This window comes from Arthrobacter sp. 10N418 (assembly GCF_056394725.1).
On the sequence record NZ_JBFTIK010000001.1, the window covers coordinates 187,235 to 207,140 of the forward strand.

Consider the following 19,906-nt stretch of genomic DNA (forward strand, 5'->3'; position numbering starts at 1 on the left):
CTAGTGGCTTTCGAGCCAGGCCTGGGCCTGGGTGGACTGGATGTTCAAGGCCTTGCCGACCATGGGTTCGGCGGCCTCGGCGATTTTGCCGCCAAGGAAGGGCACGGAGGACGTCACACTGCCCTCAAGCTCGATCCGGGTGCTGCCGGCGTCGGACACGAGACGCTGGACGGCGTTCACATCCAGCGGTGCCCCGGCGATCTTCAGGGAGATGTTGCTCTGGCGCGAGCCGTCGGCGGACGGAGCCTCCCAGGTCTCCAGCTGCGTCACGGTGAGCCGCTCGCCCACGAACTTCCGGGCGACGTCGGGCATCCGGGTGGTGGGGACCGTGCGGACGGTGGTGGTGCTGAACGCGCCGGCGGGATCGCCGTCGACGACGAATGATTCGAGGGTGCCGCCGACAAGTTCGCTCGTGTGGCGCAGGAAGTCCTCGTTGACGAAAACCGCGGTGACGCGCTCTACGCTGTGCGGAACGGTGGTGGATGCACTCAGGGCCATGGGGGTCCTCCGTGGTGTGGAAGTGGACGTTTCGGGCTCCAACATCCTACGCGGTGTGCCGGGCGGGCTCCGATTCGAGGTCCTGCAGGTCCCGTGCCGCGGCCGTGATGTTGCGTGACATGGCCGGGAAGATGACGCTGTGGAAGGGCAGGACGGCGAGCCAGTAGAGGCGCCCGCTCAGGCCCTTGGGGAAGAAAATGGCCCGTTGCCGGTAGAGGCTTCCGGTTCCCTGGGGCTCCAGGGAGAGCTCCAGCCAGGCGCGGCCCGGGGCCCGCATCTCGGCCCGCAGCCGCAGCAGCCGGCCGCGGTCGATCCGCTCGGCACGCCACCAGTCCACTACTTCGCCCTCCGCCAGCAGGTGCGGGTGGCGGCGGCCGCGGAGCAGTCCCGCTCCGCCCGTGAGCTTGTCCAGCCAGCCGCGCACGCGCCATGCCAGCGGAAGCGAGTACCAGCCGTTTTGGCCGCCAATCCCTTCGATGATGGTCCAGACGTACTTAGGGTCCACCGGGCTGGAAAAGCTCCGTTCGTCAACGTAGACGCGGTGGCCGGCCCAGTCGGGGTCGCTGGGGAGGGGATCCGCGTCGGCGCCGGCGCTGGCCCAGGTCGTTTCGACCTGGGCGTCGCGTTCCTTGCCCAGGGCGAGGGCCACCGCACGGCGGTACGGCGTCAGGCCGCCCGCCGGCACCGGGATGAGGGAATCGATGTCGTGTTCGCGGGACACAGCGTCATGCTGCAGCGATTCCACGAGGGGCAGGGACATGGACAGCGGGATCGGAGTCGTCAAAGCGACCCACATCCCGGCGAGCTTCGGGGCGGGCACGGGCAGGGCCAGCACGAGGCGGTGCGGGAGGCCGGCCTCGGCGGCGTATTCGTTCATCATTCCCGCGTAGGTCAGGACCTCGCGGCAACCGATGTCGAAGGTGCGGTTGATCGCGCCACTGAGGGATGCCGCCGCCACGAGGTAGTACAGGACATCGCGCACCGCGATGGCCTCGATCCGGTTCTTCACCCAGCTCGGGGCGGGCATCACCGGAAGCGTTTCCGTGAGGTGCCGGATCATCTCGAAGGAGGCCGATCCGGAGCCGATGACGACGCCCGCCTGGAACACGACGGCGTCGACCGGGCTGTCGAGGAAAACCTTCCCCACCGCTTCCCGGGACCGCATGTGCGTCGAGAGCTCGGCGCCTGCCGGGTGCAGGCCGCCCAGATAGACGATCCTGCCGACTCCCGCGTCCGCGGCTGCCGTGGCGGCGGTCCCGGCCATCGTTTGTTCCTTGGCCTCGAAGCCCGGGCCGGCGGCCATGGAATGGACCAGGTAGTACAGGACATCGACGCCCTCCAGCGCCTCGCGCAGTGCCCCGCCGTCGTCGAGGCTGCTCTGGATCACCTCCACGTCGTCCAGCCACGGCACGCCGGCGATCTTCGCCGGCGTGCGGACGAGGACCTTCACCGTGTGCCCGGCCTCGAGCAGCCGGGGGACCAGCCGGCCGCCGATATAGCCGGTGGCGCCAGTGACGAGGACTGTCTTCGGATGTTCTGCCGTGGGAGTGCCGTTCATGGTTGGCCCCTTGTCAGTGCTCATTTGTCCGTGCTGATTTGCCCGTGCCTATTGTCTGGGCTCCGTGTCATTGCCCGCGGAAGCTATTCGGAGCGACCGCCGCCGCGGACCGGTCCGTGCTGCCAGCTTAGCCCCGCGGGCCTGACCGTCCCCACCTCCGCGGTAGGCTTGGAAGACCCGGGATTCTCGCGAATTCCGGCTATTCGTGTTGCCTGCATTTCCGTGATCCCATCAGGAGCAACAGTTATGAGCCCCAACGGCCCCTCACTTACCGGTCTGCGCCGTGCCCTGGCCGAGGACCGGAACTACGCCCGCGTCCGGGCCGAGGCCTCCCGCGGCTTCGAAGCCCGCAGCGAGGACTACCAGATCAGCGCCCCCGCCGGCATGCGGGCAACCCTGCTCGCGGAAATGGCCGACGGCCTCGCCTCATCCCCCGGAGCGGTTGTCCTGGCCGTCACCGCCACCGGCCGCGAGGCCGAGGACCTGACCGAGGCCCTGCGCGCCTTCCTGCCGGCCGACACGATCGCCGAATTCCCCAGCTGGGAGACCCTCCCGCACGAACGGCTCTCCCCGCGCTCAGACACTGTCGGCCGCCGCCTCTCCGTACTCAGGCGCCTTGCCCATCCCGAAGCCTCCGCCGCCGGTGCCCTGCGCGTCGTGGTGGCGCCGGTCCGCGCCGTCGTCCAGCCGATCGTGGCCGGCCTCGGCGAACTGGTGCCGGTCACGTTGAAAGTCGGCCAGGAAATCTCCTTCAGCAACGTCGTGAAAAGTCTCGCCGATGCAGCCTACGCCCGCGTGGACATGGTGACGCGCCGCGGCGAATTCGCTGTGCGGGGCGGAATGCTGGACGTCTTCCCGCCCACCGAGGACCACCCGGTCCGGGTTGAGTTCTTTGGCGACGAGGTCGAACAGATGCGCTGGTTCGCCGTAGCCGACCAACGCTCACTGTCGGCGCCCGGCGTGCACCACCCCACAGAACTCCATGCTCCGCCGTGCCGTGAAATACTGATCACGCCCTCCGTCATGTCCCGGGCCGCGACGCTGAAGGCGCAACTGCCGGCCGCGGCGGACATGCTGGAAAAGATCGCCGGCGGCATTGCCGTGGAGGGCATGGAATCGCTGGCCCCCGTGCTGGTGGATGCCATGGTGCCTTTCCTGGACCAGCTCCCCTCCGGTTCCCTCTCCGTGGTGATCGAGCCGGAAAAGGTACGCGCCCGTGCCCACGACCTCGCCGCCACGAACGAGGAATTCCTGGAAGCGGCATGGTCCACAGCCTCAGACGGCGGCAGGGCACCGCTTGATCTGAGCTCGCAGGCGTCGGCGGCGCTGCATTCGGCCAGCTTCCGGTCCCTGACCGAAACCCGTACGGCCGCCCTCGCCCACGGCGTGTCGTGGTGGTCGATCACGTCCCTGGCGACAGATGAAGAACTCATGCCGGATGTCGATGTCCTGAACCTGCACGCCCGCGAGCCCCGCGGCTACCAGGGTGACGTGGCTGAAATGATGGACTTCATCGGCTCCCGCGTGCGGGACCAGTGGCGGATTGTCGTCGTCACCGGGGGCCCGGGCCCGGCACAGCGGCTCGCGGAACTGTTCCATGACAACGACATCCCGTGCGCCCGGGTGGACTCCCTCGACGCCGAACCCCAGCCCGGCCTGATCGAGGTCACCACCGCCGCCGCCGGCCGCGGATTTGTCCTTGACCCGCTCAAGCTTGCCCTGCTGACCGAGGCTGACCTGCTGGGCCGCACCTCGGCCGGCTCCACGAAGGACATGCGCCGGATGCCGTCCAAGCGGCGGAACGCCGTCGATCCGCTGCAGCTGGTGGCCGGCGACTCCGTGGTGCACGAACAGCACGGCATCGGCCGGTTCGTGGAGCTGATCCAGCGAAGGATTGCAGTCGGCGGCTCAAAAGACTCAGTTGGGGTCCGCGAATACCTCGTCCTGGAGTACGCGCCGTCCAAGCGCGGCGCGCCCGGCGACCGGCTCTTCGTGCCCACGGACCAGCTGGACCAGGTGACCCGCTACGTCGGCGGCGACACCCCGGCCCTGAGCAAGATGGGCGGCGCGGACTGGGCCAGCACCAAGTCCAAGGCGCGCAAGGCGGTCAAGGAGATCGCCGGCGAACTGATCCGGCTGTACTCGGCCCGGATGGCCTCCCGCGGCTATGCCTTCGGCCCGGACACGCCCTGGCAGCGTGAGCTGGAGGAAGCTTTCCCGTATGTCGAAACCCCGGACCAGCTGACCACCATCAACGAGGTCAAGGCCGACATGGAGCGGGAGATCCCCATGGACCGCCTCATCTCCGGGGACGTGGGCTACGGCAAGACCGAGATCGCGGTCCGGGCCGCCTTCAAGGCGGTCCAGGACGGCAAGCAGGTCGCCGTGCTCGTGCCCACCACCCTGCTCGCCCAGCAGCACTACGAGACGTTCACCGAGCGGTTCTCCGGGTTCCCGCTGCGGGTCAAGCCGCTGTCCCGTTTCCAGGGCGCCAAGGAAGCCAAGGAGACGGCCGAAGGCGTCAAATCCGGCGCCGTGGATGTTGTGATCGGCACGCACCGGCTGCTGTCCAAGGACTTCGCGTTTAAGGACCTGGGCCTGGTGATCGTGGACGAGGAGCAGCGCTTCGGCGTCGAACACAAGGAAGCGCTGAAGAAGATGCGCACCAATGTCGACGTCCTGGCCATGAGCGCCACGCCGATTCCGCGGACCCTGGAGATGTCCCTGACCGGCATCCGTGAGACCTCGACCCTGGCCACCCCGCCGGAGGAACGGCACCCCGTGCTGACCTATGTGGGGCCCTACACGGACAAGCAGACCTCGGCCGCCATCCGCCGCGAACTCATGCGCGAAGGGCAGGTGTTCTTCGTGCACAACCGGGTCTCCACGATCGACCGGACCGCGGCGAAGATCCGGGAACTCGTGCCGGAGGCCCGCGTGGAGGTAGCGCACGGCAAGATGTCCGAGAGCCGGCTCGAGCAGATCATCGTGGACTTCTGGGAGAAGCGCTTCGACGTCCTCGTCTGCACCACGATCATCGAGACGGGCCTGGACATTTCCAACGCCAACACGCTGATCGTGGACGGGGCGGAGAAGTACGGACTCTCCCAGCTGCACCAGCTGCGCGGCCGCGTAGGCCGCGGCCGCGAACGCGCCTACGCGTACTTCCTGTTCCCCTCGGAAAAACCGCTCGGCGAAGTGGCGCTCGAACGCCTCAAGGCCGTTGCCACGCACAACGAACTCGGCGCCGGCATGCAGCTGGCCATGAAGGACCTCGAGATCCGCGGCGCCGGCAACCTGCTCGGCGGCGAGCAGTCCGGGCATATCCAGGGCGTCGGCTTTGATCTGTACATCCGGCTCGTGGGCGAAGCCGTCGCGGAATACCGCGGCGAGGCCGAGGAAAAGGCCGCGGAAATGAAGATCGAGCTCCCCGTCAACGCGCACCTGCCGCACGACTATGTCCCCGGCGAGCGGTTGCGCCTCGAGGCGTACCGCAAGCTGGCCTCCGCCATCACTTACGAGGCCATCGATGAGGTTGTCGCCGAGCTGGTGGACCGCTACGGGGAGCTGCCGCTGCCCGCGAAGAACCTGATCGACGTCGCCCGCTTCCGGGTGGGGGCACGCGAGGCGGGGCTCTCCGACGTCGCGCTCCAGGGGAACTTCATCAAGTTCTCCCCGGCACAGCTGCCGGAGTCCAAGCTCATGCGGCTGACCCGGATGTACCCCGGCGCGCAGGCAAAACCGGCGCTGGACGCCGTGCTCGTTCCCAAGCCCAAGACGGCGAGGATCGGCGGCCGGGACCTGCAGGACGCCGAGATCCTGGAGTGGGCCAACGGCGTCATCCGTAACATTTTCTCCGACGCCCCTCTTGCCGTTGAACAGGCGAGGAGCTAGGCAATGATGGGCGGACACCACGCCGCGTCAGGAGCCGCGGCGTGGGTAGCCATTGCCTCGACCGGACCGTATGCCCTGGGCTGGTACCCGCTGGACGCCACCGGGATCGTGATCGGCGGAATGGCGACGGCGGGGACAGCCCTGGTGTGCGACTGGGACCACCGCTCCAGTACCATTGCGCACTCGCTGCCGCCGCTGTCCAACGTAATCGCCGTCGGGATCGAGAACGCCAGCGGCGGCCACCGCCAGGGCACCCACTCGGTGCTGGGCGCGGCGATCTTCGTGCTGCTCGCGGCCATGGCCGGGCAACTCCAGCTGCAGACGGGCTGGGGGCTGCTGTCCGTGGGTGCCGGGCTGCTGTGCATGTTCATGATCAACATCGCGGCGAAAGCCCTCAAACTTTTTCCGAAGTACGGCTGGATCAGCAACTGGATCTTCGCCCTGCTCATGGCAGGCCTGGTGACGTGGTTTGCTCCGCACCAGTGGACCTGGCTTCCGGTGTCGATGCTCACAGGCGTGCTGGTGCACATTGTCGGGGACATGATCACGACCGGGGGAGTGCCGCTGCTGTGGCCGCTCGTGATCAAGCCGCCAAAGGTCCTGCGCAAGCTGCCGCTCGTGAAGGACATCTGGCGGCCCAACGGGGCGTTCTCCATCCCGCTGCTGGGCCGTGCTGGCTCCCGGCGGGAATGGTTCGTCCTGATCCCGGTCAGCGCCTACGCCATGGTCGGGATGTTCGGCGCGGTCCTGGCCGTGGCCAAAGTCCATTTCCCGGCCGCCGCGGCGATGGAGACAACGCTGGTCAACGGCCTGTTCTCGCTGCTCCCGGGCTGAGGGCCCTGTTCCCGGGCTGAGCCGGCGGTGAACTGGGTCCGCGACGGAGGATTGGCGACGTGTCCTTAACTGGCTGAAGCTCCGGAATATCCGGAGCTTCAGCCAGTTAAGGAAGGGAAAGCCTAGTTTTCGCCCGCCGAATCCGAGCGGCCCAGGATGGTCTGCGGGATCCAGAACGAGCCGGCGAAGAGGAGCAGGCAGACGGCCATCGGCCACGGGTTGTCCAGCGACAGGTAGGACAGCGAGTACAGCGCGCCGAGGAACAACACCATCATCAGAGCGAAGAGGATGATGCTGGACGCGAGGCTGTTCTCGCTCTGCCGGGTGTTGCTGTTGATCTTGGACATTCGTTCCTCCTCGGCCCCTGGGGGCTCAAAACTGTGGCAGCTGCCGGTGCGAATCAGTACGCGGACGAACCCTGTTCACCCTTGACGATCGCGATGCCGGAGCTGGCGCCAATACGTGTTGCACCTGCAGCAATCATAGCCTGCGCGTCGGCGAGGGACCGCACGCCGCCGGAGGCCTTGACACCCAGGTCCGGGCCCACCGTGCGGCGCATCAGCGCGACGTCCTCGGCCGTGGCGCCGCCGCCGTTGAAGCCCGTGGAGGTCTTCACGAAGTCCGCCCCTGCTTCCACCGCGGCCTCGCAGGCCAGCACCTTCTGGGCGTCGGTCAGCAGCGCCGTTTCGATGATGACCTTCAGGATCGCCCCGCCGTCGTGGACGGGCTCGGCGACGGCGGCGATGTCATCCACCAGGGCGCCCTTGTCGTTGGCGCGGGCCGCGGCGATATTGATCACCATGTCGACCTCTTCCGCGCCGTCCAGGACGGCCCCGCGGGCCTCGAAGGCTTTGACGTCACTCGGGGTGGCGCCGAGCGGGAAGCCCACCACGGAACACGTCAGCACGCCCGAGCCCTTGAGGGCTTTCTTGACGGTCTTGACCCAGATCGGGTTCACGCAGACCGACTTGAAGCGGTACTCGGCGGCCTCGGCGCAGACTTTGAGGATCTCGGCCTCGCCCGCTTCCGGCTTGAGCAGGGTGTGGTCAATGTAGGAGGCAATCGGGTTCGCGGTGCCCGAGGTTGCAGGGGCGGCGCTTCCGGTGGCTGCAGCGGCTTCGTTGCTCATGGTGGTCCCTTTCATGGCGGGCCCTGGACTGTGAAGTTCCTCTGGGAGGCCTTGTGGGCCTGCGGACACCGCGTTCTTCGTGGCTGGTCAGATGTCCATCTTGCCACAACGGATCCCCTTCCGGAGGGCCGGGCCGGAGCCGCTAGGCGGCCTGCGCGAGGACGTCCGCCGGGCCGCCCTGCAGCAGCTGGGACGCGCAGGCGGACGCCGCGGGACCGGCGGCCACGAGCAGCCCCAGCCGGACGCCGTCGAACACTGCAGCGTCTCCGATAGCCCAGATTCCCGGGACGGACGTGCGGAAGTCCTGGCCGATCACGATGCCGCCCTGCGGTGCGGTCTTCAGGCCCGCGCTGACGGCAAGGAAGTCGCGGGCAACCCGGTCCTCGGCGAGGACCACGAGGTCCCCGTTCATGCTGGAGCCGTCCTCAAACACGATGCCGGCGGCCGGCAGCGCCGAGCCGGCGAGGGTGGGAAGGACGGCGGAAGGCCGCTGAGTGGTGCGGACGGGGCGCACACCGCGGGCGCGCAGCACCGCTTCGGCCTGGCCCGCGGCCGTCCCGGTGCCCACGAGAATGCCCAGCGGACGCCGGCCCAGGACCCGGGTGATGTCCTTGACGGCCTCGCCCAGGCGGGTGGCGTCGTCGATCGTGGAGTAGCTCAGGCACCGCCGGGCCCCTTCCAGGGGCGCGGCAGCGGGCGAGGACCCGGTGGCGATGACGAGCTGGTCGTAGTTGAATTCCAGGCCGTCCGCAGTGACCACGCAGCGGCTGTCGGTATCGACGTAGCTGGCCGGCTGGCCGAAGCGGACGGAGACCTGGGGGAGGGCGGCGAGTGCCAGGAGTTCGGCGGGGGCATCGTCCCGGTTGCTGAGCACGGTAACCGCGCCGGCAAACGGTGTCCGGGCGAGCTGGCGGACGAGGGCCTGGGCGGCGGGGCCGGCTCCTGCGATGACGATCCGTGGCCGGGTCTGGGAATCGGGAGTAACGCTCGTGGCGGACATGGTGGCCCTTTCGCTGGTGGCCGATGGTGTGGCCGGTTCTGCTTGATGGACCCCAGCGTAGGCGTCCGGTTTTTCGGGGGTGTTTCCCGGGTGTTGCGGTTTTTCCGCTGCCCGTTCGCCAACGTTTACCTGCCGGTAACAAAGCAACGCGGGATCATTTGGCGCCCATGGATGACGATGCGATGGGCGCCAGGGGCCCCGCGTTGCTGTCAGACGCGGACCCGGTAGCCGCGCTTCACCACGGTTTCGACCAGGCGCCCGTCCGGCAGGGAGGACCGCAGCCGGCTGACCGTCATGTCCAGGGCGTGCACGGAGCCGCGCAGCTCCAGGAGCTCGGAGAGTGCCTCGCGGGACAGCACGGCCCCCCCGGCGCCCAGCAGGGCCCGGAGCAGGAGCAGGGGCGCAGGCGCCATTTCCACGGCCTGCCCGTCGATCCTGAGCGAGCGGCCGCGGAGCTCCACACTCCCGGACACGGTCTCGAGGCGGCGGACATGGTTCAGGGCCAGATGCTCGCAGACCAGCCGGATCAGGGCGCCCATGCGGTAGCGCTCCGGGACCAGCGGCTGCAGGCCGGCATCGATCAGCGGCTGGGCGGTGACAGGTCCGACGACGGCGGTGGCGACCGTGGTCTTCAGGCTCTCCACGAGCTGCTTGTAGACGCCCATCTCGTGCGCGGTGCTCCACATCGCGTCCACGGCCGGGGCACTGGTGAAGGTCAGCACATCCAGGTTCCCGCTGCAGGCAGCCTCGATCAGCCGCGGCAGGCGGTCCGCGCCGTCGGGCTTGACCCAGCGGTACGGCGTGACGGTCAGGACCGTGGCACCGGACATCCGCAGGCGTTCGAGCTGGCGGACATCGGTGTAGCCGTGCAGCTGGACCGCCACCGTTTTCCCCCGCACGCCCTCGGCGAGGAGCATGTCCACCAGGGTGGCCGTGGTTTCGTCGCTGCTGATCCCGACGTCGGCCAGTCCGGCCGCGCGGACCGCTCCGCGGGCCTTGGGGCCGCGGACGAACATCCGGCAGCCCGAGAGGGTGTCCAGCAGCTGCTCGCCAATGCCGAAGGTGTCTGCCGCCTCGCACCAGCGGCGCATGCCGTACGCGGTGGTGGCGATGCACAGCTCGGGGCGGGCTTCGATGATGGCGCGGGTGTCCTCGATCAGCCGCAGGTCCTCCTGTACCGGGGCGATCTTCAGCGCCGGAGCGTGCAGTACCTCGGCTCCGCGCCGCTCCAGGGCCTCGATCAGGTCCTGGGACCGCCGGTGCGACGTGACCCCGATCCGGAAGCCGTCCAGCGGCAGGTCTTTCCCTACGGCCTCGCCGGCCGGCCCCGGCCCGGGAACGTCGGCGGCCTGCGGGGAGGCCGCGGCGATGGTGTTCAGTGCGCTCATGATCGTGTTCACGCCTCCATCAGGGATGCGGCGAGCCGGTCGAGCTCGGCAGCCGCGTCGGCGCAGCCGCGGTTGGCCTCGGCCACCCGGACCACGTCCCCGATCACCAGCACCGCGGGGTTCGTGCAGCCGGCGGCCGCGGTGGTGATGGTGCCGAGTTCGGCGATGGTGGTGCGCTGGCCGGGCCGGTAGCCGCGCTCGACGACGGCCATCGGCATGTCCGCGCGCATGCCGGCCCGTCGCAGCCCGGAAGCCAGCTGGTGCAGGGTGCCGATCCCCATGAGGACCACGATGGTCCCGCCCAGGCCGGCCAGGTGCATGTGTTCCTTGTCGGTCAGCGGGGCGTGCCCGGAGACCACCGTGAACATGTGGCTGACCTCGCGGTGCGTCACCGGGATCCCCGCAGCGGCCGGGACCGAGATGGCGCTCGTAACGCCGGAAATGACGCGGACGTGAACGCCGGCCTTCACACAGGCAGCCGCTTCCTCGCCACCGCGGCCGAAGACGTACGGGTCCCCGCCCTTGAGCCGGACGACGTTCCTGCCCGCGAGGGCGGCCTGCACCATGAGTTCCTCGATGCCAGACTGGCTGACCGGGTGGTGGCCCGGCCATTTGCCCACATCCACCAGCTCGGCCGATGCCAGCGACGCGAGCTCCTGGTACGGGGCCAGCCGGTCATAAAAGACGACGTCGGCGTCCCGCAGCGCCGCCACGGCGGCGACGGTCAGCAGCTCGGTGGTGCCCGGGCCGCCGCCAACGAGGGTGACGTGGCCGGCGGGGCCCGCGGCAGGCTCCGCGGCGACGGGGATGCCCGTCGCCCGGCAGCGGTCCAGCAGGGCGTCCCAGCCGGGCTGGCCGTCGTCGACGGCGGCCACGAGGTACGGCCGTTCCGGCAATGCGCCGTCATGTGCGGCCCCGTGCGGGCTGCTGAGCCGGGACACGACTGCACCGGCGGCGTGGTAGCGGCGGACGGCCTGGCGGGCGGCGGCGTCGGAGCCGGTGATGAGGACTTCCCGGCCGCTGAGATCGATGCTGAGCTGCATGGTCAGACCTTGCTTTCGGTAGCGGCAGCGGTGGCTGCATCTGCGGCGCTTGCGCCGGACGGCCGGACGGGGATGGTGGAGGCGATCAGGACTGGTTGCTGATCGGCCAGCGCCTTTTCCCCGGCCGTCGCGGGGCGCATCTGGCCGCGCTCATCGGGGACGAACGTGATGGAATCGTCCCTCTGGTCGGGGGCATTGACGAAGGACCGGAAGCGGCGGAGGCGTTCGGGATCCTTCAGGGTGTCGGCCCATTCGTCGACGTAGGTGTCCACGTGCCTGGCCATGGCGGCCTCGAGGTCCCCGGCGATGCCCAGCGTGTCGTGCACCACCACGTCCTCGACGTGCTTGATGCCGCCGTCGAGCTCTTCCTGCCACCGCGCGGTACGCTGCAGCCGGTCGGCGGTGCGGATGTAGTACATGAAGTAGCGGTCGATGTACTTGATCAGGGTTTCGTCGTCGAGGTCCTTGGCCAGCAGCTGGGCGTGCGCCGGGGTGGCCCCGCCGTTGCCGCCGACGTAGAGGTTCCAGCCGTCGGCGGTGGCGATGACCCCGACGTCCTTGCCCCGGGCCTCGGCGCATTCGCGGGCGCAGCCGGAGACGCCCATCTTCAGCTTGTGCGGGCTGCGCAGGCCGCGGTAGCGCAGTTCCAGCGCGATGGCCATGGCCACCGAGTCCTGGACCCCGAAGCGGCACCACGTGGAGCCGACGCAGGACTTCACGGTGCGCAGGCTCTTGCCGTAGGCCTGGCCGGATTCGAACCCGGCGTCCACGAGCACCTTCCAGATTTCCGGGAGCTGTTCCAGCCGGGCACCGAACATGTCGATCCGCTGGCCGCCGGTGATCTTGGTGTAGAGGCCGTACTGTTCGGCGACCGCCGCGATCACGCCGAGCTTCTTCGGGGTAATCTCGCCGCCGGCGATGCGCGGGACCACCGAGTAGGTGCCGTCTTTCTGCATGTTGGCCAGGGCACGGTCGTTGGTGTCCTGCAGGGTGCCGCGGCCGGCGTCGAGGACGTAGGCGCTGTTCTGGCTGGCAAGGATGTTGGCGATGGTGGGCTTGCAGATGTCGCAGCCGTCTCCGGTGCCGTACGTGGCCATGATCTCCTCGAAGGAGGTCAGTTCCAGGACACGGATGGTCTCGCAGAGTTCCTGCCGGGAGAGTTCAATGTGCTCGCACAGCGCCTTGGAGACCTCGACGCCGGACTTGGTCAGTTCGGTTTCCAGCAGCTTCTTGAGCATCGGCACGCAGGAGCCGCAGCTGGTTCCGGCGCGGGTGCAGCCCTTGAGCTCGCCGAGTTCCTGGACGGGGGTGTTCCCGTCGCACGCCCCGCAGCCGTTGACGGTGTCCCGGATGGTCCCGGCCGACACGTTGTTGCAGGAGCAAAGGATGGCGTCGTCGGGGAGTCTGCTCTCCAGGACTTCGTCCCCCGCGTCGCCGCCGCCGGCCGCCGTGAGGTACGCGCCGGGTTCAGCGGCCAGTTCGCGGCCGAGCATCGGGCGCAGGGAAGTGTAGGGGGTGGCGTCGCCGACGAAGATGCCGCCAAGGAGGGTCTTGGCGTCGTCCGTGGTGACGATTTTCTGGTAGACGCCGCGGGCCGGGTCCGCGTAGACGATTTCAAGCGCGTGCTCGGTCCTGGCGAAGGCATCACCGAAGCTGGCGACGTCCACGCCGGAAAGCTTGAGTTTGGTGGCCGCGTCGAAGCCGGGGAAGGTCGCAACGCCGCCGTGCAGCCGGTCCGCCACGATCTCCGCCATGGTGTTGGCCGGGGCCACGAGGCCCAGGCACATGCCGCCGAAGTTGGCGACCTCGCCGATCGCCCAGATGCCGGGAACCTCGGTGGAGCAGTCGTCGGAGATGACGACGCCGCCGCGCTGGCCGAGCTGGAACTGCTGCTGCTCACCCTCGGCGGCCCGGAACAGCTCGTCGCGGGGCCGGACGCCGATGGCGACGATCACGATGTCGGCGTCGATGATGCGGCCGTCGGCCATGAGGACGCCGGTGACCTGGCCGTCGTCGTCCGAGAGGACCTCGGAGGGGAACACGCCGCCGTGGACGGTGAAGCCCTTGGCCTCGATGAGGCGCCCGAGCGCCTGCCCGGCGCCCTCGTCCAGCTGGGTGTTCATGAGCCAGGGGGAGCCGTTGATGACGATCGGGGTGGCGCCGAGCTGTTCGGTGCCGGCCGCGGACTCGAGGCCCAGCAGGCCGCCGCCGATGGTGACCGCGTTGACCTTGCGGCCCAGCGTCTCCGTCAGCTCCGCGATCGCCTTGTTGATGGCCCGGACGTCCTCGAGCGTGCGGTAGACGTGGGTGAGTTCGGATCCCGGGATCGGCAGGCGGGCGGCATCGGAGCCGGTGGCGACGACGAGGTCGTCATACGGGTACAGGGTGCCGGCGGCGGTGGTCACGGTCCTGCCTGCGGTGTCGATGCCGGTCACGCGCTCGCCGGTCTGCAGGGCCAGCGCCGCGTGGTCCCACATCGAGGCGCTGCCCAGGGTGAGGTCGGCGTCGGCGTCGGTGAGGGCTTTGCTCAGCGCAACGCGGTCATAGGGAAGGTGGGCCTCCTCGGTGAGGACTGTGACGTGCCAGCCGTCGAGGCCGCGGGCGTGCATGGCGTCGGCGAAACGGTGGGCGGCAGGGCCGCCTCCGGCGACCACGACGCGGCGCGGTGTGGTGGTTCGCGCTGCGCCCTGGTTCTGGGGGCTTGAAGTCTGTCCGGTCACGGTGGGCCTTTCGCATGGGCCGCAGTCGGTGCTCTGCGGCCTTCTCAATCGAAGTGTCCCTCCAGACTAGGCAAGCGCAGTTTCGCTTCAGTTTCCCTTATGTTTCGTGATCTTAACTTCTGCATCACGAACGCGTTTCGGGCCGTGTGAGGTCTCTTTTACCCGCCGGACACATTGACTGCACGCCGATGAAACACCCGGGACCTAGCTTGGGTATGTGGCCGCAGCAGCAGCTGAGCCCGACAGAGATGTATCAGAAAGGGGCCGAAATGACTGCCGTACTTGAGAGCGCAGCACGAAGCTTCGTTAAACACCCCGGCTTTGGGACCGGCTGGCACCGCGTGTGCGCCGTGGGGGACCTGGAGCCGGCCTGGGGCGAAGCCGCGCTGATCGCCGGCCGCCAGGTGGCCATGTTCCGCACGGTGTCCGGTGAGGTCTACGCCGTCGCCCACGAGGACCCCGCCACGGGGGCGCACGTCATGGCGCGCGGCATCATCGGGTCCCGCGGGGCACGCCAGACGCTTGCCTCGCCGTTGCACAAGGAGGTCTACGACCTCGTCACTGGGGAGTGCCTGGGCACCCCGGCACTTCGGCTCCAGACCTTCGGTACCCGGATTGTGGGCGGGTACATTGAGGTCGAACTCTAGCTAGAGTCCCAGCGCCTCGCGGACGTCCGCAAGGACGCCGTCGAGTGCCGCGCGGGCCTCGCGCCGGGCCTCGGGCAGGCCTGCGGCTGATTCAACGCCGCGGATGACCTCCAGGTAGCACTTGAGCTTCGGCTCCGTCCCGCTGGGGCGGATGATCACGCGGCTGCGGTCCTTTGTCAGGTACAGCAGGCCGTCCGTGGGCGGCAGGTGCTCGCTTCCTTCGGCGAGGTCCGTGACCGTCTCGACGGCCGAGCCGCCGAAGGAGTCCGGGGGGCTGACCCGCAGCCGGTTCATCATGGCGTCCAGCAGGCCAAGATCCGCCACCCGGATGCTGAGCTGGTCACTCGCGTGCAGCCCGTGCACAAGGTACAGCTCATCAAGGGTTTCGAAAATGGTCTTGCCGTCGGCCTTCGCCGCGGCCGCGAGTTCGGCGATCAGGACCGCCGCGGAAATCCCGTCCTTGTCCCGGACCAGCGAGGGCGCGACGCAGTACCCCAGCGCCTCCTCGTAGCCGTACAGCAGTCCGGGCACGCGGGCGATCCATTTGAAGCCGGTGAGCGTTTCCTCGTGGGCGAAGCCCGCCGCGGACGCTATCCGCGACAGCAGGCGTGAGGACACGATCGAATTGGCAAAGACACCTGACGGCGTCTCGTCCCCGGCGTCCAGCCGCGCCACGACGTGCGCGCCCAGCAGGACCCCGACCTCGTCGCCGCGCAGCATGCGCCAGGTGCCGGTGTCCGGGTCCTTCCCGGCCACGGCGGCGCGGTCGGCGTCGGGATCGTTTGCGATCACGATGTCCGCGCCGACGCGGGCGGCCGTTTCCAGCGCCAGGTCCAGGGCGCCGGGCTCTTCGGGGTTGGGGAAGTTTACGGTGGGGAAGTCCGGATCCGGTTCCGCCTGTTCCGTCACGAGGGTGACGTCGGCGAATCCGGCGGCATGCAGCACCGCTACCGCGGTTTCGCCGCCCACGCCGTGCATCGGTGTCAGAACGATCTTGAGCTCCCGTGCCGGGAATCGCGCCGGCAGAGCCAGAGCGGCAACGGCAGCCTCGTAGCCGGCGGTGACCGACGCGTCCAGCACCGTCCATCCTTCCGCAGCCAGGGCGATGGATTCCAGGCTTTCGACGGCGTCGATCTTGGCGGCGATCAGGGCGTCGTAGGGCGCAACGATCTGTGCACCGCGTCCGCTCTCCTCGACGGCGTGGCGGCCCAGATACACCTTGTAGCCGTTGTCCTGCGGCGGGTTGTGGCTGGCCGTCACCATGACGCCGCCGTCGCAATCCAGCGCCCGCACCGCGTAGGCAAGCAGCGGCGTCGGAAGGGCGGCAGGCATCAGGAACGTCTCTATGCCGGCCGCCGTGAGGATCGCGGCCGTTTCCGCGGCGAAAATATCGGAGTTGTGCCGTGCGTCGTAGCCGACGACGGCGCGCGGCCGGGTGCCGGGGGAGGCCTGCGCGACGGCGGCCGTGAGGAACGCGGCGAAGCCGGCGGCGGCGCGGCGCACTACCACGCGGTTCATCCGGTTCGGGCCGGCCCCGAGGGCTGCCCGCAGCCCTGCGGTGCCGAACTGCAGGGTGCCGCTGAAGCTGTCGGCCAGTTCCTGGCGTGCAGCGGGGGCGCCGTCCCCGGCGAGCCGGATCAGTTCGCTCAGGGCAGCGCGGGTGGCGGGGTCCGGGTCCTGGGCGGCCCATGCACGGGCATCGCCCAGCAGGCTGGTGAGTTCGGCATCAGGTGACATCATAAGAACCAAACTATCGCCAATCGCCGACGATGCCTCCCCCGACAAGCGAGAGTCCGCGGGCCGGTTATCCTTGACACCTAATTTTCCGGACACGTAGCGTCTGGAATATGAAGATGGGCCGTGGCGTGGAATGGGCCGTGCACAGTTGCGTCACCATGGCGTGGACGCCGCCGGGCGAGGCGGTCAACAGCGCCAGGCTGGCGGAGTACTACAAGCTTCCCGCCGCGTACCTGAACAAGCAGCTCCAGGCCCTGGTCCGGGCCGGCGTCCTGGCCTCGGTCTCGGGGCCGCGGGGCGGCTTCCACCTGGCCCGCCGCCCGGAGAACATCACCGTCCTGGACATTGTCCTGGCACTGGAGGGCGCGGAGCCGGCCTTCCGCTGCGAGGGGATCCTGGGCAACGTTCCGGAACCGGACCACCAGGAGAATTTCGCCCGGACGTGCCTCATTTCGCAGACGTTGCGGCAGGCGGAACTCGCCTGGCGGCAGGCCCTGGCGCGCCAGAGTATCGCCGGGATTGCGGAGTCGATGGAACGGCGGTTCCCGGCGGACAAGAGGAAGTCCCTCAAGTATCTGGCCCTGCAATGATCCGGCCGCCGGGCGCCCGCGCAGGAACCACCGGCACTCCGTTTAGAGCTTGGCGATGATCTCTGCGAGCAGCTTGGAGATCCGCGGTCCCGCGGCCTGCCCGGCTTCGAGGACTTCCTCGTGGCTGAGCGGTGCGGGGCTGATGCCCGCTGCGAGGTTGGTCACCAGCGAGATGCCGAACACCTCCATGCCCGCATGGCGTCCCGCGATGGCCTCCAGTGCCGTGGACATGCCCACGAGGGAGGCGCCGATCCGCTTGGCATACTGCACCTCGGCGGGCGTCTCGTAATGCGGTCCCGTGAACTGCGCGTACACCCCTTCGTCCAGCGACGGGTCCACCTCCCGGGCCAGGCCGCGGATCCGGGAGGAGTAGAGGTCCGTCAGGTCCACGAAGGTGGCGCCCTCAAGAGGTGAGGTGGCGGTGAGGTTGATGTGGTCGCTGATGAGCACCGGCGTGCCGGGCGTCCAGTCCTCGTTCAGGCCGCCACACCCGTTGGTCAGGACGAGGGTCTTGCAGCCGGCGGCGGCCGCAGTGCGGACTCCGTGGACCACGGCGCGGACTCCCTTGCCCTCGTAGTAGTGGGTACGCGCGCCCAGGACCAGTGCCCGCTTGCCCTCCTTGGTCAGCACGGACCGGATGGTGCCTACGTGGCCCACCACTGAGGGGGAGGAGAAACCCGGTACCTCTGCGGCGGACAGCGTGGCGGTGGTCTCGCCGATCAGCTCCGCGGCGTCTCCCCAGCCCGAGCCGAGCACGAGGGCGACGTCGTGGGCATCGACGCCCGTCTCTTCGGCGATGTAGTCGGCGGCGGCGCGGGCGGCGTCGAAGGGGTCCGTGTTCAGGAATTCTGTTGTACTCACCGGTACAAGCTATCGTGCTGTGCGCCCGCTGCCCAGCACGCGATAGCGCGGGTTTGTCGGCCGGCCCGGGTTTATTGGTAGTGCCGTGTTTATTGGTAGTGCCGTGGCGGATAGGGGACAATGGATGATTGTGACTACGCATCCCGATTTCAGCTCACCCCGCATCGCAATTCTCGGCGGAGGGCCCGGCGGCTACGAAGCCGCCATGGTCGCCGCCTCACTGGGGGCCCAGGTCACCATCATCGAGCGCGCGGGGCTCGGCGGATCAGCGGTGCTGACCGACGTCGTACCCTCCAAGACCCTGATTGCGACGGCGGATTTGATGACCCGCGTCGGCGAGGCCGGCGAGCTGGGCGTCAAGTTCGACGTCGACGGCGGCGACTGCTCGCCGACGATGCGCGCGGACCTCAAACACATCAACGACCGCCTGCTCGGCCTGGCCCGGCAGCAGTCCGAGGACATCCGCAAGGGCCTCGAAAACCAGAACGTGCGCATCGTGATCGGCTCCGGCAAGATGCTGGACAACCACACGATCGAGGTCCTGACCGTTGACGGCACCGAGACGATTGAAGCCGACGCGATCCTGCTGGCTGTCGGCGCGCACCCGCGGGAGTTGCCCACCGCGCGGCCGGACGGCGACCGCATCCTGAACTGGGCGCAGATCTACACCATGGACGAGCTCCCCGAGGAGCTGATCGTGGTGGGATCCGGCGTCACCGGCGCCGAATTTGCCTCCGCCTACAACGGCCTCGGCTCCAAAGTGACGCTCATTTCCAGCCGTGACCGCGTCCTCCCGGGCTCGGACACCAACGCCGCGGAGGTCCTTGAAGGTGTCTTCGAACGCCGCGGGCTGACAGTGCTGTCCCGCTCCCGTGCCGAGACGGTCGAACGCACCGGGGACGGCGTCGTGGTAACGCTCGGCGACGGGTCCAAAGTCACCGGCAGCCACTGCCTGGTCTGCGTCGGGTCCATCCCCAACACCGCAGGGATCGGGCTGGAAGAGGCCGGGGTCGCGCTGACCGAGAGCGGCCACATCAAGGTCGACGGCGTCTCCCGCACGACGGCGTCCAACATCTACGCGGCGGGCGACTGCACCGGCGTCCTCGCCCTGGCCTCCGTGGCGGCCATGCAGGGGCGGATTGCGATTGCCCACTTCCTCGGCGACAGCGTCATGCCGCTCAAGCTGCACCAGGTCGCGTCCAACATCTTCACGTCGCCGGAGATCGCCAACGTCGGGGTGTCCGAGGCCGAGATCAATTCCGGCAAGTACCAGGCGGATGTCATCAAGCTTTCGCTCAAGAGCAACGCGCGCGCCAAGATGCGCAACCACAAGGACGGTTTCATCAAGATCTTCGCCCGCAAAGGCTCCGGCACCGTGATCGGCGGCGTCGTGGTGGGCCCCAACGCGTCCGAGCTGATCTTCGCGATCTCCCTCGCGGTGACGCAGAAACTGCACGTCGACGACGTCGCCAGCACCTTCACGGTGTACCCCTCGCTGAGCGGTTCAATCTCCGAAGCGGCCCGTCGCCTGCACGTCCACATGTAACCGTCCGGGCCGCAGCCCGCTCGTCGACCGGCGGTGATCAAGGTCGCGGCCCGAAGACTCTGGACGGATCGGGTCGTGGGGCGTTGAATGTGGTCCAGTGCATATAGCACTGCCGGCCGCAGCCGTGGCCGCAGGTCCTCGGCTGCATTGCGAAGGAGCATATTCAATGGCGGGAATTGAAGACCATTTCGACAAGGCACACCACGGCAAGTCGGCGGCCGAGTTGGCCGACTCCCCGGTCGACGCCCTCAAGGGTGTCACCGAGGCCGACGGCGAGCATCTGAAGGCCGCGTTCGGCATCACAACAGTCAAGGACCTGGGGACGAACAAGTTCTTCCTCTGGGCGCAGGACGTTGCCAAGCAGGCAGGGTAGCGGACGCGTTCCTACTGTCCCAACGCTGTGCGCAGCACGGCGCTGGGAAGCTGACATGAAGAAGGGCCCAATGGCCCTGAACTGCTCC

16 protein-coding genes are annotated in these 19,906 nt (G+C 68.6%); 6 read left to right on the forward strand and 10 right to left on the reverse strand.

The genetic code is table 11. The features are described 5' to 3' along the window. Both AC1DCZ_RS00800 and AC1DCZ_RS00805 read right to left on the reverse strand, forming a co-directional pair. Positions 1-498, reverse strand: a complete 498-nt coding sequence (locus tag AC1DCZ_RS00800; RefSeq protein ID WP_476972967.1) for a DUF2505 domain-containing protein — start codon at positions 496-498, stop codon at positions 1-3. A gap of 46 nt (positions 499-544) precedes the next feature. Continuing rightward, the gene (locus AC1DCZ_RS00805; RefSeq protein ID WP_476972968.1) at positions 545-2,056 is read right to left on the reverse strand and encodes an SDR family oxidoreductase; all 1,512 of its coding nucleotides are present in this window, start codon (positions 2,054-2,056) and stop codon (positions 545-547) included. A gap of 246 nt (positions 2,057-2,302) precedes the next feature. Between AC1DCZ_RS00805 and mfd the strand changes: the two genes are divergently transcribed. Next, positions 2,303-5,950: a transcription-repair coupling factor gene (mfd, locus tag AC1DCZ_RS00810; protein WP_476972969.1), complete on the forward strand. Its 3,648-nt coding sequence runs from the start codon at positions 2,303-2,305 to the stop codon at positions 5,948-5,950. Positions 5,951-5,953: 3 nt separating this feature from the next. Further along, positions 5,954-6,784: a metal-dependent hydrolase gene (locus AC1DCZ_RS00815; RefSeq protein ID WP_476972970.1), complete on the forward strand. Its 831-nt coding sequence runs from the start codon at positions 5,954-5,956 to the stop codon at positions 6,782-6,784. 122 nt (positions 6,785-6,906) lie between these two features. Here the strand turns inward: AC1DCZ_RS00815 and AC1DCZ_RS00820 are convergent, their stop codons facing one another. From AC1DCZ_RS00820 to nirB, 6 genes are all read right to left on the reverse strand, one after another. Continuing rightward, the gene (locus AC1DCZ_RS00820) at positions 6,907-7,131 is read right to left on the reverse strand and encodes a hypothetical protein (protein WP_476894939.1); all 225 of its coding nucleotides are present in this window, start codon (positions 7,129-7,131) and stop codon (positions 6,907-6,909) included. A gap of 53 nt (positions 7,132-7,184) precedes the next feature. Further along, positions 7,185-7,913 carry a deoxyribose-phosphate aldolase gene (gene deoC, locus AC1DCZ_RS00825; protein ID WP_476972971.1) on the reverse strand — a complete coding sequence of 243 codons (729 nt, stop codon included), beginning with the start codon at positions 7,911-7,913 and terminating at the stop codon, positions 7,185-7,187. Positions 7,914-8,055: 142 nt separating this feature from the next. Beyond that, positions 8,056-8,913, reverse strand: coding sequence for an FAD-dependent oxidoreductase (locus AC1DCZ_RS00830; protein ID WP_476972972.1), 858 nt, complete (start codon positions 8,911-8,913; stop codon positions 8,056-8,058). A gap of 209 nt (positions 8,914-9,122) precedes the next feature. Then, complete coding sequence (locus tag AC1DCZ_RS00835; protein ID WP_476972973.1) at positions 9,123-10,301, reverse strand: uroporphyrinogen-III synthase; 1,179 nt, start codon at positions 10,299-10,301, stop codon at positions 9,123-9,125. A gap of 8 nt (positions 10,302-10,309) precedes the next feature. Next, a complete protein-coding gene (gene cobA / locus AC1DCZ_RS00840; RefSeq protein ID WP_476972974.1) occupies positions 10,310-11,344 on the reverse strand; it encodes a uroporphyrinogen-III C-methyltransferase in 1,035 nt (344 codons plus the stop codon). 2 nt (positions 11,345-11,346) lie between these two features. Then, positions 11,347-14,064: a nitrite reductase large subunit NirB gene (gene nirB / locus AC1DCZ_RS00845; protein WP_476972975.1), complete on the reverse strand. Its 2,718-nt coding sequence runs from the start codon at positions 14,062-14,064 to the stop codon at positions 11,347-11,349. A gap of 269 nt (positions 14,065-14,333) precedes the next feature. On the opposite strand from nirB, the gene nirD reads away from it, so the two are divergent. Beyond that, a complete protein-coding gene (gene nirD / locus AC1DCZ_RS00850; protein ID WP_476894944.1) occupies positions 14,334-14,711 on the forward strand; it encodes a nitrite reductase small subunit NirD in 378 nt (125 codons plus the stop codon). Here nirD and AC1DCZ_RS00855 read toward each other — a convergent pair whose 3' ends face one another. Beyond that, complete coding sequence (locus tag AC1DCZ_RS00855; RefSeq protein ID WP_476972976.1) at positions 14,712-16,451, reverse strand: phospho-sugar mutase; 1,740 nt, start codon at positions 16,449-16,451, stop codon at positions 14,712-14,714. It lies immediately after the preceding gene. Positions 16,452-16,558: 107 nt separating this feature from the next. On the opposite strand from AC1DCZ_RS00855, the gene AC1DCZ_RS00860 reads away from it, so the two are divergent. After that, complete coding sequence (locus AC1DCZ_RS00860) at positions 16,559-17,038, forward strand: RrF2 family transcriptional regulator (protein WP_476972977.1); 480 nt, start codon at positions 16,559-16,561, stop codon at positions 17,036-17,038. Between the two features lie 42 nt (positions 17,039-17,080). On the opposite strand, the gene AC1DCZ_RS00865 is transcribed toward AC1DCZ_RS00860, so the two are convergent. After that, positions 17,081-17,899 carry a purine-nucleoside phosphorylase gene (locus AC1DCZ_RS00865; protein WP_476972978.1) on the reverse strand — a complete coding sequence of 273 codons (819 nt, stop codon included), beginning with the start codon at positions 17,897-17,899 and terminating at the stop codon, positions 17,081-17,083. Between the two features lie 103 nt (positions 17,900-18,002). Between AC1DCZ_RS00865 and AC1DCZ_RS00870 the strand changes: the two genes are divergently transcribed. Together AC1DCZ_RS00870 and AC1DCZ_RS00875 are read left to right on the forward strand one after the other, a co-directional pair. Next, complete coding sequence (locus AC1DCZ_RS00870; RefSeq protein WP_476973077.1) at positions 18,003-19,445, forward strand: NAD(P)H-quinone dehydrogenase; 1,443 nt, start codon at positions 18,003-18,005, stop codon at positions 19,443-19,445. Positions 19,446-19,611: 166 nt separating this feature from the next. Further along, a complete protein-coding gene (locus AC1DCZ_RS00875) occupies positions 19,612-19,818 on the forward strand; it encodes a hypothetical protein (RefSeq protein WP_476894949.1) in 207 nt (68 codons plus the stop codon). The last annotated feature ends 88 nt before the right edge of the window (positions 19,819-19,906 follow it).